This is a genomic window from Variovorax sp. 01N429 (genome assembly GCF_056399425.1).
Genome location: NZ_JBFTRG010000003.1, coordinates 93,648 through 108,975, shown reverse-complemented (window position 1 = coordinate 108,975; position 15,328 = coordinate 93,648). Strand labels below are relative to the sequence as shown.

At 63.0% G+C, this 15,328-nt stretch carries 12 protein-coding genes; 8 read left to right on the top strand and 4 right to left on the bottom strand.

Annotation, left to right across the window (positions count from 1 at the left end; genetic code table 11):
* The first annotated feature begins 128 nt into the window (after positions 1-128).
* The 3 genes from leuA (at position 129) to AC1DSF_RS06590 (ending at position 4,708) form a co-directional block, all read left to right on the top strand.
* Positions 129-1,832, top strand: coding sequence for a 2-isopropylmalate synthase (gene leuA, locus AC1DSF_RS06600; RefSeq protein ID WP_478126431.1), 1,704 nt, complete (start codon positions 129-131; stop codon positions 1,830-1,832).
* Between the two features lie 64 nt (positions 1,833-1,896).
* Positions 1,897-3,435 (top strand): 2-isopropylmalate synthase, encoded by a 1,539-nt coding sequence (locus AC1DSF_RS06595; RefSeq protein ID WP_478126430.1) that lies wholly within the window; start codon positions 1,897-1,899, stop codon positions 3,433-3,435.
* A gap of 112 nt (positions 3,436-3,547) precedes the next feature.
* The gene (locus AC1DSF_RS06590; protein WP_478126429.1) at positions 3,548-4,708 is read left to right on the top strand and encodes a serine hydrolase; all 1,161 of its coding nucleotides are present in this window, start codon (positions 3,548-3,550) and stop codon (positions 4,706-4,708) included.
* Positions 4,709-4,730: 22 nt separating this feature from the next.
* Here AC1DSF_RS06590 and AC1DSF_RS06585 read toward each other — a convergent pair whose 3' ends face one another.
* From AC1DSF_RS06585 to aat, 3 genes are read right to left on the bottom strand one after another with little or no spacing between them, the layout of a single operon-like run.
* On the bottom strand, positions 4,731-5,531 hold the full coding sequence (locus AC1DSF_RS06585; RefSeq protein WP_478126428.1) for an IclR family transcriptional regulator: 801 nt from the start codon (positions 5,529-5,531) through the stop codon (positions 4,731-4,733).
* Between the two features lie 30 nt (positions 5,532-5,561).
* Complete coding sequence (locus tag AC1DSF_RS06580) at positions 5,562-6,311, bottom strand: arginyltransferase (protein WP_478126427.1); 750 nt, start codon at positions 6,309-6,311, stop codon at positions 5,562-5,564.
* Positions 6,308-7,060 carry a leucyl/phenylalanyl-tRNA--protein transferase gene (gene aat, locus AC1DSF_RS06575; RefSeq protein WP_478126426.1) on the bottom strand — a complete coding sequence of 251 codons (753 nt, stop codon included), beginning with the start codon at positions 7,058-7,060 and terminating at the stop codon, positions 6,308-6,310. The genes AC1DSF_RS06580 and aat overlap by 4 nt, the downstream gene beginning before the upstream one ends.
* A gap of 113 nt (positions 7,061-7,173) precedes the next feature.
* Here aat and AC1DSF_RS06570 point away from each other — a divergent pair, with 113 nt between their 5' ends.
* Complete coding sequence (locus AC1DSF_RS06570) at positions 7,174-9,504, top strand: xanthine dehydrogenase family protein molybdopterin-binding subunit (protein WP_478126425.1); 2,331 nt, start codon at positions 7,174-7,176, stop codon at positions 9,502-9,504.
* A gap of 19 nt (positions 9,505-9,523) precedes the next feature.
* Here AC1DSF_RS06570 and pobA read toward each other — a convergent pair whose 3' ends face one another.
* Positions 9,524-10,705, bottom strand: a complete 1,182-nt coding sequence (pobA, locus tag AC1DSF_RS06565) for a 4-hydroxybenzoate 3-monooxygenase (RefSeq protein WP_478126424.1) — start codon at positions 10,703-10,705, stop codon at positions 9,524-9,526.
* A 120-nt stretch (positions 10,706-10,825) separates the two neighbouring features.
* Between pobA and AC1DSF_RS06560 the strand changes: the two genes are divergently transcribed.
* From AC1DSF_RS06560 to AC1DSF_RS06545, 4 genes are all read left to right on the top strand, one after another.
* The gene (locus AC1DSF_RS06560) at positions 10,826-11,596 is read left to right on the top strand and encodes an IclR family transcriptional regulator domain-containing protein (protein WP_478126423.1); all 771 of its coding nucleotides are present in this window, start codon (positions 10,826-10,828) and stop codon (positions 11,594-11,596) included.
* Between the two features lie 61 nt (positions 11,597-11,657).
* Positions 11,658-12,317 (top strand): response regulator, encoded by a 660-nt coding sequence (locus AC1DSF_RS06555; protein WP_478126422.1) that lies wholly within the window; start codon positions 11,658-11,660, stop codon positions 12,315-12,317.
* A 7-nt stretch (positions 12,318-12,324) separates the two neighbouring features.
* On the top strand, positions 12,325-13,647 hold the full coding sequence (locus AC1DSF_RS06550; protein ID WP_478126421.1) for an ATP-binding protein: 1,323 nt from the start codon (positions 12,325-12,327) through the stop codon (positions 13,645-13,647).
* A gap of 102 nt (positions 13,648-13,749) precedes the next feature.
* Positions 13,750-15,222 (top strand): DegQ family serine endoprotease, encoded by a 1,473-nt coding sequence (locus AC1DSF_RS06545; protein ID WP_478126420.1) that lies wholly within the window; start codon positions 13,750-13,752, stop codon positions 15,220-15,222.
* The last annotated feature ends 106 nt before the right edge of the window (positions 15,223-15,328 follow it).

Genomic DNA, 15,328 nt, shown 5'->3' with positions numbered 1-15,328 from the left:
TACTACTAATCCCCCACGGGCGGAGAAGGTAGCGCGCGCGCAAATCCCTCACCACGGCCCGTTCGCACCAGCAACGGGCCGTTTGTTTTGGGGTTGCTGGTTGATCCAACCACAGCGAGAAATATCAGATGTTGAAGCAACCCAACCTCAAGTACCGTGCCTCCGCACCGGTCGGCCTCAAGGATCGCACTTGGCCTGACGCCGTGCTGAGCCAGGCTCCCATCTGGCTGTCAACTGACCTGCGTGATGGAAACCAGGCGCTGGTGGAGCCGATGGACATCGCCCGCAAGATGCGGATGTTCGAGACGCTGGTTGCGATCGGCTTCAAGGAAATCGAAGTGGGGTTTCCATCCGCGTCGCAAATCGAGTTCGACTTCGTGCGCAAGCTCATCGAGGAGGACCGCATCCCTGATGATGTGACCATTCAGGTACTCACCCAGGCGCGCGACCACCTGATCGAGCGCACCTTCGAGGCGCTGCAGGGCGCGCCGCGCGCGATCGTTCACCTGTACAACGCCGTGGCCCCAATCATGCGCCGGGTCGTGCTCGGCATGGACGAGGACCAGATCGTCGAACTCGCCACATCGCATGCGCGCATGTTCAACGAATTGGCGGCCAGACAGCCGAACACCCGGTGGACATTCCAGTACTCGCCCGAAATGTTCTCGGGCACCGATCTCGCGTTTTCGAAGCGCGTGGTCGATGCAGTGACTGAGGTTTGGGCGCCAACGCCGGCCCACAAGTGCATCGTCAACCTGCCGTCGACCGTCGAGCACTCGACCCCGAACCTCTTCGCGGACATGATCGAATGGATGCACCGCAACCTCGCCCGCCGGGATGCAATCGTGCTTTCAGTGCACCCCCACAATGATCGCGGCACCGGCACTGCGGCCGGCGAGTTTGCGCTGATGGCAGGCGCCGATCGCATCGAAGGCTGTCTTTTCGGCAACGGCGAACGCACCGGCAACCTCGATCTCGTGAACGTGGCGCTCAATCTCTACACCCAAGGCGTCTCGCCTGGATTGGACTTCTCGAACATCGACGAAATCCGGGCGACGGTCGAGCACTGCAACCAGCTTCCGGTGCATCCGCGCCATCCCTACGTAGGCGATCTGGTTTACACGTCGTTCTCCGGTTCGCACCAGGACGCGATCAAGAAGGCATTCAGCGCCCGCAAGGACGGCGACGTCTGGGACATGCCCTATCTGCCGATCGACCCGAAGGACGTCGGCCGCAGCTACGAAGCCGTGATCCGCGTCAACAGCCAATCGGGCAAGGGTGGCATTTCCTACCTGCTCGAGAGCGAGTACGGATTGGAGTTGCCGCGCCGCCTGCAGATGGAGTTCAGCCAGACTGTGCAGCGCGTGATGGACGTCGCTGGCAAGGAACTCACCGCAGCCGACCTCTGGGACCTGTTCGAGAGCGAATACGGCCTCAGGGACGAAATCGGGCCGCAGCATCGCGTGCTCGAAGAGCAGGGCGAGGGCGCAGACGCATCGGTGGTCCTGCGCGCCGACTTGCCCTGGAACGGCGAAATTTGCCGAATCGAAGGTCGTGGCAACGGACCGATCGACGCTTTCATCCATGCCATTGCCGGTGCCACCGGTCATGCCCTGCGCGTGATCGACTATCACCAGCATGCCATTGGCGCGGGCGCCGACGCGCAAGCCGTGGCCTACCTTGAGTTGCGCGTGGACGAGGCGGTCACGCTGTTCGGCGTCGGAATGGATGCCAACATCATCTCGGCTTCGCTCAAGGCGATCGTTTCGGGCCTGACGAGGGCTCGGACGCAGACGGCGGTCAGCGCACAATCGGTGCCCGAACCTGTCTGATGAGCGGCAGAGGAGGGCCGCAGCGGCGCGCCCTCCGCCTCGCGCTGAATAAAGGAGATCCACGATGGCTGACAAACTGATCATTTTCGACACGACCTTGCGCGACGGCGAGCAGTCGCCCGGCGCGTCCATGACCAAGGACGAGAAGTTGCGCATCGCGCGTCAGTTGGAGCGCCTGCGAGTCGACGTCATCGAAGCCGGCTTCCCGGCGAGTTCGAATGGCGATTTCGACGCCGTGGCGGCGATCGCCACTGCCATCAAGGACTCCACCGTTTGCGGTCTTTCGCGTGCCAACGACCGCGATATCTCACGCGCGGCCGAAGCGCTCAAGAGTGCGGCCAATGGCCGGATCCACACCTTCATCGCCACGTCGCCGCTTCATATGGAGAAGAAGCTGCGGATGACACCCGACGAGGTCTTCGAGCAGGCCAGGCTTTCCGTCCGCTTTGCGCGCAACCTCGTCGCCGACGTCGAGTTCAGCCCCGAAGACGGCTATCGGAGTGATCCAGACTTTCTCTGCCGGGTGCTAGAAGCGGTCATCAACGAAGGCGCGACGACGATCAATGTCCCAGACACGGTGGGTTATGCCATACCGGAGCTCTACGGCAATTTCCTCAAGATGTTGCGCGAGCGCATCCCGAACAGCGACAAGGCGGTTTGGTCGGTGCACTGCCACAACGACCTGGGCATGGCGGTTGCCAATTCGCTCGCGGGTGTGAAGATCGGCGGCGCCCGGCAGGTCGAATGCACCATCAACGGCCTGGGGGAGCGCGCGGGCAACTGCTCCCTTGAGGAAGTCGTGATGGCAGTGAAGACCCGCAAGGATTACTTCGGGCTCGAGTTGGGCATCGATACGCGCCACATCGTTGCCGCAAGCCGCATGGTGAGCCAGACGACGGGGTTTGTGGTGCAGCCCAACAAGGCTGTGGTCGGCGCCAATGCCTTTGCTCATGCGTCCGGCATTCACCAGGACGGGGTGCTGAAGGCGCGCGACACATACGAGATCATGAGGGCGGAGGACGTGGGCTGGGCGGCCAACAAGATCGTCCTCGGCAAGCTCAGCGGTCGCAACGCGTTCAAGCAACGCTTGCAGGAACTGGGCGTGACGATGGAAAGCGAAGCGGACATCAACGCCGCGTTCGCCCGGTTCAAGGAGCTTGCCGACCGAAAAAGTGAAATATTTGACGAAGACATCCTCGCGCTCGTCAGCGACGAAGAACTCTCGCACGTTGGAGAACAGTTTGGCTTTGTGTCCTTGTCGCAGCACAGCGAAACGGGCGAGCGTCCCAAGGCTCGCGTCGTGTTCACGGTCAGCGGCAAGGAAGTCACTGGAGAGTCCGACGGCAATGGCCCGGTGGACGCTTCGCTGAAGGCGATCGAGTCGCATGTGAAGAGTGGCGCCGAGATGGTGCTCTATTCAGTCAATGCGATCAGCGGATCGACCGAAAGCCAGGGGGAGGTGACAGTGCGATTGCAGAATGCGGGCCGCGTGGTCAACGGTGTGGGGGCGGATCCCGATATCGTGGTCGCGTCGGCCAAGGCTTATTTAAGTGCGCTCAACAAGTTGCAGAGCCAAGCTGAGCGAGTGGCAGCACAAGGCTAGTTTCTCGTGCTCCTTGTTTTCGATTGAAGAAAAGGATGCAAGTAACTGATATTGCGCGTTTTTTTTGATTTCGATACACTGCGGTTTTCTTTGTCGCCGCTGGAGATTTTTAATGCCCGAAGCCCGTCCCCACCGAGTTTCCAGCCAGCGGTTTCTTCCCGCCTTTCGCCTACTCGCCGTCGCGCTTTGCGCCACGGCGTTTTTATTGCCCGCTGCCAATGCGGCCAAGAAAGAGCCCACGAAGAAGACCCTGAACGCGGATACCAAGCGCAAGACGGTCTCGAGCACGCGCACTGCGGTGTCCAAGCGCAGCACGAGCGCCGCGAAGAGCGAGAAGGTTGTCAGCGGCGGACGCAACGTGGTCGCATCCATTCGCAAGAAGAATGGCCGTACCGAAGTGGCCGTGCAGCGGCGCTCGGTCGTTCGCGTCGCCGAACCTGCCCGCCAATCCTTCGGCCAGATCGCCGGCTTGCACAGCACGGAGGATGCACTCGATCTGAAGTCGAGCGTTGCCCTCGTCATCGATCAGGACACGCACGAAGTGCTGCTCAGCAAGAACGATCACGCCGTTCTGCCGATCGCTTCGTTGACCAAGCTCATGACAGGCCTGCTCATCAGCGAAGCCCAGCTTCCAACGGATGAGCTGATCACCATCACCCAGGACGACGTCGATACCGAGAAGAGAAGCAGTTCGCGCCTGACCGTCGGCTCGACCCTGCCGCGCGGCGAGTTGCTGCACCTGGCCTTGATGTCGAGCGAGAACCGCGCGGCCCATGCTCTTGGCCGTACATACCCGGGCGGATTGACGACTTTCGTCAGCGTCATGAACGCCAAAGCCAAGATGCTCGGCATGAAGGACACCCGGTATGTCGAACCGACCGGCCTATCGAGCCGCAATCAATCCAGCGCGCAGGATCTTGCCCTGCTCGTGAATGCCGCCTATTCCGATCCGACGGTGCGGCAACTATCGACCTCGCCGGAATACCAGGTCGAAGTCGGCAATCGCGTGTTGCAGTTCAACACCACCAACCGGCTCGTCAAGAGTCCTGACTGGGACATCGGCGTTCAAAAGACCGGCTACATCTCTGAGGCGGGCCAGTGTCTTGTGATGCAGGCGAAGATCGCGGGCCGCAAGCTGATCATGGTGTTCCTCGACTCGGCCGGCAAGTTCAGCCGCATAGCCGACGCCGAACGTGTGCGGCGCTGGGTGGAAGCGAACCACATGGTGAGCAAGGCTGCGCAGCAGCGCCTGGCGGCAAACAACGCAGGATGATTCCACCGCAGCCCTTCAAGGGCTATGGCGATGCGGCGCTCGCGGCGTCGGCCTTGTAGCCGAGCGCGTTCGATATTTCGTTGGCGGTCGCTTGAAGCTTGGGTAGCCATCCATCATCCAGGCGATCCGCCGGTGCGGAGATCGAGAGACCGGCAACCAGCTTTCCCTGATCGTCGTAGATGCCTGCCGCCATGCAGCGCACGCCGAGTTCGAGCTCCTCGTTGTCACGCGCGATGCCGTACTGGCGAGCCTTCGAAAGCTCCCTCTCGAGAATCGGCAGCTGCGTGATGCTGTTGCGCGTGTGGCCAGCTAACCCGGTGCGCGTGGCGTAGCTTCGGACGCGCTGGGGTTCATCCACCGCCAGAAAGAGCTTTCCCGTTGAGGTCAGATGCAACGGAGCCCGGCCACCGATCGCGCGCACCACCTGCATTCCCGAGCGTTCGCTATAGGCCCGCTCGATGTAGACGATCTCGTCGCCCTGGCGCATGCTCAGGTTCACCGGTTGTTGGGTCAGTTTGTGCAGCTCCCGCATGGGCGCCATCGCGGCGTCCCGCACGTTGAGGCGTCCCTTGACCAGATTGCCGAGTTCCAGCAGGCGCATGCCGAGCCGGTAGCTTCCAGCTTCGGGGCGATCCACGAAGCGGCCGACCGCCAGGTCGTTCAGGATGCGGTGCGTGGTCGACGGATGAAGCCCCGTTTTCTCGCTGATCTCCTTGAGCGATATCGCCTCTTCGCGTGAAGCGAGGACGTCGATCAAGGAAAACATTCGCTCGATGACCTGGATCACGGGCGTGGCTGGAACGTCGGATTGGATTTTTCGCATGTGCAACACGGTTTTGGACCGGTCGCGATTTTACGTGGTGAAATGACTTGGCGCCTGCCACCGTCCGTCAATCAGTACCTCGTGCGGTGCGTAGCGCGCCTTGTAGTTCATCTTGGAGCTTCCTTCGATCCAGTAGCCCAGATACACGTGCGGCAGCCCAAGCTTGCGCGCCTGCTGGATCTGCCAAAGCACGCTGTAGTTGCCATACCCGGCGCCCGGCTCGGGTTCGTAGAAGGTGTAGACGGCCGAAAGCCCATCGTTGAGCACGTCGAGGATGGAAACCATCTTCAGAGCGCCTGGGCTGCCGTCGGGCAGGGTTTCGCGAAACTCCACGAGGCGCGAGTTGACCCTGCTTTGCAGCAGGAACTGGGTGTATTGGTCGATGCTGTCGTGGTCCATGCCGCCGCCCGCATGCCGCCCGTTCTGATAGCGCAAATAGAGCTGATAGTGCTCGGGGACAAAGCACAGTTTCAGCACGCGCGCTTGCAGATTGGCGTGGCGGGTCTGGGCGCGGCGTTGGCTTCGGGTCGGACGGAACTCGTTGACTAGCACACGCAACGGAATGCATGCATTGCATCCGTCGCAATAGGGCCGATAGGTGAACATGCCGCTTCGACGGAACCCGCTCAGTACGAGATCCGAATAGGCGTCGTTGTGGATGAGGTGGCTGGGCGTGGCAACCTGCGAGCGCGCCTGCCGGTCCGGCAGATAGCTGCACGGATAGGGAGCCGTCGCGTAGAACTGCAGCGTATGGAGCGGAAGGTCCTTGAGGTGCGTCACGTCTTTGGCAAGGGTCGCGCGGACAGGAGTTCGTTCCAGTATACGGGGTCGAAGCGCCACACAGGAGCGTCCATGAGGTGCGCGTGGGCGACGTGCGACACGAAGCGCTGGCGCGGCATTTCCCGGGCGCCGAGGCTGGCAAGATGGGCCGTGTTCTGCTGGCAGTCGATCATGGCGATGCCGTGATGCAAGCAGAAGGAGACGAGCGCAGCCAGTGCGATCTTGGATGCGTCCGGTCTTCGCGCGAACATGGATTCGCCGAAGACCGCGCGCCCGATTCCGACGCAGTAGAGTCCGCCGACGAGTTGGCCGTCGACCCACGTTTCGACGCTGTGGGCATGCCCCGCGCGATGAAGTGCGGTGTAGGCGCGCACCATTTCCGGAAGAATCCACGTGCCGCTCTGGCCCGCACGCGGGGTTTGCGAGCAGTTCGAGATCACCTTCACAAAATCTTGGTCGATGCGGACTTCGCAGCCTTCGGCGGCGACGAATCGAAGGAGCGTCTTGCGAAGAGAGCGGTGAAGCTTGAATCGAGCGGTTTCCAGCACCATGCGCGGATCGGGACTCCACCAAAGAATGGGCTGGCCGTCGCTGAACCACGGGAAGATTCCTTGGGCGTACGCCTGCAGCAGGCTTGCGACGTCCAGCGACCCGCCGGCTGCGAGCAGACCGGGAACCGGGTCGGCATCGCCCCACGCCATGGCCGCGTCAGGCAAGGGGTCACCGGGGTCTAGCCAGGGCAATTGCATTTTGGAATGGTTACACGCTTCGGCCAGATCGCAGTCAGTCAATGCCGAAAGTACCCGAAGCCCATATAGTCGTTATCTGTTCCGAAAATTTCCTCCAGACAAAAAGGACTACGGTGACAACTGAAACGAACCCCGCGCGCTTCGGGAGCGGCCAGGCAGTCAGGCGGCTCGAAGACGAAGACTTGCTGGCCGGTGCCGGCCGCTATACCGATGACGTCGCGCTGCCGGGCCAAGCCTGGCTGAGCTTCGTTCGCTCTCCGTACCCGCACGCCAAGCTGGTCTCGGTGGACACGGCGTCCGCCACCGGCATGCCGGGCGTGCTCGGCGTCTACTCCGGTGCCGATCTGGCGCAGGCCGGCGTCAAGCCGATGCCAGGCGCTGCCGGGTTCAAGCGCGCCGACGGCTCGGACTGCGCCACGCCGCCGCGACGCGCGCTGGCCGTCGAGCGGGTGCGCTTTGTGGGCGAGCCGGTGGCCGTCGTTGTCGCGGAGACTGCGCAACAAGCGCGGGACGCCGCCGAAGCGGTGATGGTTGAGTACGAAGAACTGCCTATGGTTGTCGATCTGCCTGGCGCAACCGCGGACGGTGCGCCGCTGATCTGGGATGAGGCCACTGGCAATATCGCGGCCGAGATGCGCCACGGCAGCAGCGAGGCCACGGCCGAAGCGTTCGCCAAGGCCAAGCACATTGTGGCGCTCGACGTTATCAACCAGAGGGTTGTCGCGCTCACGATCGAGCCGCGTTCCGTGGTCGTCGATTTCGACGCTGCATCGGAGCGGCTCACGATCCGCATGAGCACGCAAATGCCCTCGGGTGTTCGCGACTCCGTTTGCGACGCCATCGGCTTGCCCAAGGAAAAAGTGCGCGTGGTCGTCGGCGATGTCGGCGGCGGTTTCGGCATGAAGACCGGTGCGTATCCCGAAGACATCGCTGTCGCGTTCGCAGCGCGCGCCCTGCGGCGGCCGGTCAAGTGGATCGCCGAGCGAAGCGAAGAATTTCTTTCGACGTCGCATGGCCGCGACATCGAGGCGCGCGCCGAGCTGGCGCTCGACGCGCAGGGCAAAATCCTTGGCCTTCGGATCAAGACCCATGCGAACGTCGGTGCCTATGCGACCGGCACCGGGGTTGCGATCCAACTGCTCATCGGGCCATGGGTGCAAACCAGCGTCTACGACATCCAGACCATCGATTTCCATTTCAAGGCGGTGCTGACCAACACGGCACCAACGGGCGCCTATCGGGGAGCAGGCCGTCCGGAGGCCATCTACACGATGGAGCGCTTGATGGACGAAGCTGCCCGCCAGACGGGCATCGACCGTATCGAGCTGCGCCGGCGCAATTTCATCCGTCCAGAGCAGATGCCGTACACGAATCCGATGCACCAGACTTATGACACGGGGCAGTTCGAATCGGTCATGAACCAGGCATTGGCGCTGGCGGACTGGCAGGGTTTCGATGCGCGCGCAGCCGAGTCGAAGCAGGCCGGGCGCGTTCGCGGGCTCGGCATCGCCACATTCCTGGAGTGGACTGGTGGCAATGTCTTCGAGGAACGGGTGACTGTATCGGTCCAGGCCGACGGCATGATCGAAGTGTTTTCCGCCGTCAACGCAATGGGACAGGGCATCGCGACCACCTTGGCGCAATTGGTTGTCGATGCATTCGGCGTACCCATCGAAAAAGTGAAGATCATCCTGGGCGACACGGATCGTGGGGATGGATTCGGCAGCGCGGGTTCCCGATCGCTTTTCACGGGCGGATCCGCGGTTCGGGTGGGGTCCGAACGGACCATCGACAAGGCCAAGGAACTCGCGGCGCAGGAACTCGAAGTTTCCCCAGCCGACGTCGAGTACTCGGCGGGAGTCTTCAAGGTCGCAGGCACCGATCTTTCGGTCGATCTGTTCACGCTGGCAGGCCATCAACCTGATCGGCAGATCTTCGTGGACTCGACCAGCACGGTGTCGGGCCCGACGTGGCCCAACGGATGCCACATCACCGAGGTGGAAATCGACCCGCCGACGGGCGAAGTCAGTGTGCTGCGCTATGCCTCAGTCAATGACGTCGGACGTGTGGTCAATCCACTGATCGTCCGCGGCCAGTTGGAGGGTGGGGCGGTGCAGGGGATCGGCCAGGCGCTTTACGAGCAAGTGGTGTACGACCCCCAAACCGGGCAGCCATTGACAGGCAGCCTGATGGACTACGCCGCTCCGAGAGCCGAGACGCTTGCGTCGATGTTCCGCATGGAGATGGACGAGTCGACGCCCTGTAAGAACAACCCGTTGGGCGTGAAGGGAGTCGGCGAACTCGGCACCATCGGCGCGACGCCGGCCATTGTCAATGCGGTGGCCGACGCACTGGCGCGGAACGGCATGGCCGACCGCACGCCGCACCTGGACATGCCGCTGACGCCGGCCCGGGTCTGGCAGTTGATGGCTTCGGCGGGTTGAGCCGCCCGCTGTCAGAAATTCAGAAATCCTCGAGCGGCAATCCGACGTAGTTTTCAGCCAGGGACGTCGAGGCCGCGCGCGAATGAACCAGGTAGTCGAGTTCGGCTTCCTGGATCTTCTGGCCGAATTCGCCGGTTTCTGGAAATCGGTGCATCAGTGACGTGAACCACCACGAGAAGCGCTCGGCCTTCCACACGCGACGCAGACAGAGGTCGGAGTAGCGGTCCAGCGCCGAAGCGGACTTCTCGCCATAGAAAATTTCGAGGGCGCGCGAGAGGTAACCGACATCCGCCGTCGCCAGGTTCAATCCCTTGGCACCTGTGGGCGGGACGATGTGCGCCGCGTCGCCTGCCAGGAAGAGGCTCCCGAAGCGCATCGGCTCGGCCACGAAGCTGCGCAGCGGCGCGATGCTTTTTTCGAGCGAAGGGCCGGTCACGAGACGCTCGCGGGCTTCAGGGTCCAGCCGCAGTCGCAGTTCATTCCAGAATGCGTCGTCGCTCCAGTTCTCGACCCGTTCATCTGTCGGCACCTGAACGTAGTAGCGGCTGCGCGTGGCGCTGCGCATGCTGCAAAGGGCAAATCCGCGCGACGTGTTGGCGTAAATCAGTTCATGCGAAACAGGCGGGACATCCGCCAGCACGCCCAGCCAGCCGAAGGGATAAACCTTTTCGTACATGTGCAGCGACTGCGCAGGAACACTGGCGCGGCTCACGCCGTGATAGCCGTCGCATCCGGCGATGAAGTCGCACTCGATTTCGTGCGTTGCGCCGTCTTTTTCGTATCGGACGCGCGGGGCAAGCGTGTCGAAATCGTGCAGGCTGACCTGCGATGCGCTGTAGACGGTGGTGAGGCTCTCGGCGTCGCGGGCGGCCATCAGGTCGCGAGTGACCTCCGTCTGCCCATAGACAGTGACCTGTTTCCCGCCGGTGAGCCCATGCATGTCGATGCGATGGCGGGCACCTTTGAACAGCAACTCGATGCCTTCGTGCGGCAGCCCTTCGGCCTTGGCTCGGGCGTCGACGCCTGCGCGGGACAGGAGGTCCATCGTGACCTGTTCCAGGACGCCCGCACGGATGCGTCCGAGCACGTATTCGCTCGTCTGGCGTTCAATGATGATGTTGTCGATGCCTGCCTTGTGCAGCAACTGCCCGAGCAAGAGTCCGGCAGGACCTGCTCCGATGATGGCGACCTGTGTTCGCATGGTTGTCTCCTGATGGCGTGCCGCCGAGCGTAGGGCGCCAAGGTGGTTTCGTGACGGCGCGAGTTCATGCTCTGTGCGATCATGAGGCCACCTGCGCGATCATCGCGCAACAGTTCTTTCATGACCATCGCAAAACAAGACTTCATCGAAGGCGTCGCCAAAGGAATGGCCGTACTGGAAAGCTTTGATACCGAGCGCCAACGGCTCAACGCGACGCTGGCTGCGGAACGTGCCGGGCTGACGCGTGCTGCGGCGCGTCGGCATCTGCTGACGCTTTCCCACCTCGGCTACCTCGAAACCGACGGCAGCTATTTCTGGATGGCGCCCAAGGTCCTGCGCTTTTCAGGCAGCTATCTCGCGTCCTCCAGGCTGCCGCGCGCACTGCAGCCGACGCTGAACCGGCTCGCCGCCCAGACGCAGGAATCGTTCTCGGCCGTGGTGCTCGACGGCGAGGAAGTGGTCATCGTCGCGCGCAGCGGGAGCTACGGGGCGCCCAACCGAGTGCTGGCTTACGGACTTCATCTCGGTGCGCGTCTGCCGGCGCATGCGACTTCGACGGGCCGTGTCCTGCTCGCAGCCCTCAGCGCCGCGCAGCTCACCCAGTGGCTCAAAGGGCGAAGCCTTCCGCGCCTCACTCCGCACACGCTGACCCAGCTGCGGATGCTCCGTCAGCGCGTGGCGCAGGTTCGCAAGGACGATTTCTGCTTTGCCAGCGAAGAACACGAACTCGGCGTGCAGGCCTTGGCGGTTCCGCTGCGCGACATGCAGGGCCACACCGTTGCGGCACTCAACGTCGTGCTTTCAGGGGGCCACCACAAGGAAGAGGCATTGCGACGCGACATGCTGCCGCTGCTGTTCGAGGCTGCGCGTGAGGTGAGGGCGCTTCTGTGAGCAATGAACCTGATCGCCGCTACGATCTCCAATCAGCCCAGACGGGTACGGACGACTGACCATGCGACTCCTGCTGCTTGAAGATGACGTGATGATCGGTGAGACCGTGCTCGATTTGCTGCGTGCGGAGCAGTATGCGGTCGACTGGGTCAAGGACGGCGAAACCGCGGACAGTGCGCTTCGCTCGCAGCAATACGACCTCGTCCTGCTCGACCTCGGTGTGCCGCGCCGGGACGGCCTCGATGTGCTGCGTGCGCTGCGTGCCCGCAAGCAGCGCATGCCGGTGCTGATCGCCACCGCGCGCGATTCCGTCCGGCAGCGTATCGAGGGATTGGATGCCGGCGCCGACGACTACGTGCTGAAACCCTACGATCTCGACGAGCTCCTGGCGCGCATTCGCGCCCTTTTGCGCCGAGCCTCCGGGCGGGCGGAGCCGGTCTATGAGCACAAGGGTGTGACGGTCAATCCGGCCACCCGCGAAGTCAGCGTTGCCGGGCAGCCGGTAATGCTTTCCGCCCGCGAATGGGCGGTGCTGGAGCCGCTGCTCGCGCGTCCGGGGATGGTGCTGTCCCGGGCGCAGCTCGAAGAAAAGCTCTACAGCTGGAAGGACGAGATCAGCAGCAATGCCGTGGAGGTGTACGTACACGGACTGCGAAAGAAGCTCGGCGCCGACCTGATCCGGAATGTGCGCGGCGTCGGCTACATGGTTCCCAAGGAATGACGGGCACATGAAATCACTTCGTGCGCGTCTCCTGTGGTTTCTCCTTGCCGCCATCCTGATGGCCGCTGGCATCCAGGGCTTCGTGGCCTACAGGACAGTGCTTCACGAAGCCGACGACATCTTTGATCACCACATGCAGCAAATGGCGCTTTCGCTGCGTGCCGGGCTGCCGCCCAGCGCGACTGTGGGCGGACTCGGTGGTCTTGGCGCCGGCGAAGAGAACTTCGAATTCATCGTGCAGGTCTGGACCGCCGACGGCATCCGCATCTTCGAATCCGCCGCACAGGCGGCACTGCCTCAGCGAGCGGTCCTGGGGTTTTCGAACGTCCAGGCGCGGCGCACGACCTATCGCGTGTTTTCGATGCAAGCCGGCCCATTGGTGATCCAGGTCGCACAGGACATGGCCGCTCGCCGCCGAATGGCGGGATCGCTGGCGTTGCGCACGGTCGGGCCCATCGCGCTCGCTGCACCTTTGCTGATGCTGGTCGTCTGGTGGGTGGTAAGCCGTTCGCTTGCGCCGGTCGCGCGCGTCCGCGGGCAGGTTGCCGCGCGGCAGGCCGATGATCTGTCGCCCTTGAGCGAAGACGACCTTCCCGAGGAAGTTCGGCCGCTGGTGCATGAACTCAATCTGCTTTTCGATCGTGTTCAGAAGGCCTTTGACGCGCAGAAGCACTTCGTGGCCGATGCGGCCCACGAACTGCGCTCGCCGTTGACCGCGATCAAGCTGCAGGTGCAGGGGCTGCAGCGCGCGCCCGATCAACCCACCCGCGACCTTGCTGTCGCGAGGCTGGCTGCGGGCATCGACCGTGCGGCCAGGCTTGTCGAGCAGATGCTCGCGTTGGCGCGGCACGAGGCCAGCGCGGCGGCGGGGGCGGAGCGCGAAACCATCAGCCTGCCGGAGGTAGTCCGTCTGGCAATCTCCGATGCAGTTGCCGCAGCGCAGGCGCAAGACATCGACGTCGGACTCGTACGGGCGGATCCGGCGACGGTCACCGGTCAGGCAGAGGCAGTGCGAATGATGGTCCGAAATCTCCTCGACAACGCCGTCAAGTACACGCCGGGCGGTGGCCGCGTGGACGTCGCTGTTCTCAGGCTCGCAGATGGAGTCGAACTCACGGTCGACGACAGCGGCCCTGGCATTGCCGCAGATGAACGCGAGCGGGTGCTCGATCGCTTCTACCGTTCCGGCGAGCCGCAGGTGCCCGGCAGTGGACTCGGTCTCGCCATCGTGAAGTCAATCGCCGAGCTGCACGGTGCCACCGTATCGCTCGATCATTCAAAAACCCTCGGCGGTCTTCGCGTAGTGGTTCGTTTCGCACCCGACATCTAAGTGCGCCCGGAGCGCCATCAGACGCGCCTGAATTTAAGGCGCGCTTAAGCGTGCGGCGCGACATTCCTTTCGTTGATTTCAAAACCCTCGAAAGGATCACAAATGAAGAACCGTTTGAACTCTCCCCGGGCGCTTGTCCTTTCGCTGGCCGCAGCCGGTCTGATCGGCGCCGCCGCCACAGGTGCCTACACCAGCGCCAACGCCCTGGGTTCCACGCCCACGGCCACAGCGCTCGCCGCCGCACCGCAGGTTTCCATGCCTGACTTCTCCAGCATCACCGCCGAGACCGGCCCTGCTGTCGTCAACATCAGCGTCGTCGGTACCAAGGCTGCTTCGGAAGGGCCCCAAGCCATGCAGGGAATGGACCCGGATGATCCGATGTTCGAATTCTTCCGCCGCTTCCAGGGCCAGATCGGCCCGCGCGGTCAGCAGCAGCAGCGTGAAGTGCCGGTTCGCGGCCAGGGCTCCGGCTTCATCGTGAGCGCCGACGGCATCATCCTGACCAATGCCCACGTGGTGAAGGACGCCAAGGACGTCACCGTGAAGCTCACCGACCGCCGCGAGTTCCACGCGAAGGTGCTGGGGTCTGATCCGAAGACGGACGTCGCCGTTCTCAAGATCGATGCGAAGAACCTGCCGACTCTCGCCATGGGCAAGACCAAGGATCTGAAGGTCGGCGAATGGGTGCTCGCAATCGGTTCCCCGTTCGGATTCGAGAACACCGTGACCGCTGGCGTTGTGAGCGCAAAGGGCCGCTCGTTGCCTGACGACGGCTACGTTCCGTTCATCCAGACCGACGTGGCAGTGAATCCCGGCAATTCCGGTGGTCCGCTGATCAATACGCGCGGCGAAGTGGTCGGCATCAATTCGCAGATCTACAGCCGCAGCGGTGGCTACCAAGGCGTTTCGTTCGCGATTCCGATCGACGTGGCGATCCAGATCAAGGATCAGATCGTCGCCACTGGCAAGGCGAGCCATGCCCGTCTGGGCGTCGCGGTGCAAGAGGTCAATCAGACATTCGCCGATTCCTTCAAGCTCGACAAGCCCGAAGGCGCGTTGGTCTCGAACGTCGAGAAGGGCGGCCCCGCCGATCAGGCCGGATTGCGCTCGGGCGACGTCATCCGCAAGGTCGATGGCGATGCGATCGTGTCTTCGGGCGATCTGCCCGCAGTGATCGGCCAGAAGAAGCCCGGCACCAAGATCACGCTTGAAGTGTGGCGCCAGGGCTCGCGCGAAGAGATCACCGCCAAGCTCGGCGACGCCTCGGACAAGGCCGCAACCGTCGCGAAGAACGACGACGCAGGGAATCAAGGCAAGCTCGGCTTGGCTCTGCGACCGCTGCAACCTGAAGAGCAGCGCGAGGCCTCGGTCGACGGTGGCCTGCTGATCGTCAACGTCGGTGGTCCGGCTGCCTTGGCCGGCGTCCAGACTGGCGACGTTCTGCTTGCCATCAACGGCACGCCTGCGAAAAACATCGATCAGGTCCGCGCCGTCGTGGCCAAGGCCGACAAGTCGGTTGCCTTGCTCATCCAGCGCGATGGCGACAAGATCTTCGTGCCTGTTCGCCTGAGCTGACCCGGATACGGGCTGCGACACCGTGTTCGAGACTTAGTACCCGGTTCGCGGCCCGGCCGAGGCGCAATGTGCCAAATTACCTTGGCGGATATTTCTGGCAGCTGTA

What these genes read in the sequence shown, in the direction of transcription:
- AC1DSF_RS06595 (WP_478126430.1), top strand. Translation starts at nt 1,897, where the DNA reads ATGGCTGACAAACTGATCATTTTCGACACGACCTTGCGCGACGGCGAG.
- pobA (WP_478126424.1), bottom strand. Translation starts at nt 10,705, where the DNA reads ATGCGAACACAGGTCGCCATCATCGGAGCAGGTCCTGCCGGACTCTTG.
- AC1DSF_RS06590 (WP_478126429.1), top strand. Translation starts at nt 3,548, where the DNA reads ATGCCCGAAGCCCGTCCCCACCGAGTTTCCAGCCAGCGGTTTCTTCCC.
- aat (WP_478126426.1), bottom strand. Translation starts at nt 7,060, where the DNA reads ATGCAATTGCCCTGGCTAGACCCCGGTGACCCCTTGCCTGACGCGGCC.
- AC1DSF_RS06545 (WP_478126420.1), top strand. Translation starts at nt 13,750, where the DNA reads ATGAAGAACCGTTTGAACTCTCCCCGGGCGCTTGTCCTTTCGCTGGCC.
- AC1DSF_RS06555 (WP_478126422.1), top strand. Translation starts at nt 11,658, where the DNA reads ATGCGACTCCTGCTGCTTGAAGATGACGTGATGATCGGTGAGACCGTG.
- AC1DSF_RS06585 (WP_478126428.1), bottom strand. Translation starts at nt 5,531, where the DNA reads ATGCGAAAAATCCAATCCGACGTTCCAGCCACGCCCGTGATCCAGGTC.
- leuA (WP_478126431.1), top strand. Translation starts at nt 129, where the DNA reads ATGTTGAAGCAACCCAACCTCAAGTACCGTGCCTCCGCACCGGTCGGC.
- AC1DSF_RS06550 (WP_478126421.1), top strand. Translation starts at nt 12,325, where the DNA reads ATGAAATCACTTCGTGCGCGTCTCCTGTGGTTTCTCCTTGCCGCCATC.
- AC1DSF_RS06560 (WP_478126423.1), top strand. Translation starts at nt 10,826, where the DNA reads ATGACCATCGCAAAACAAGACTTCATCGAAGGCGTCGCCAAAGGAATG.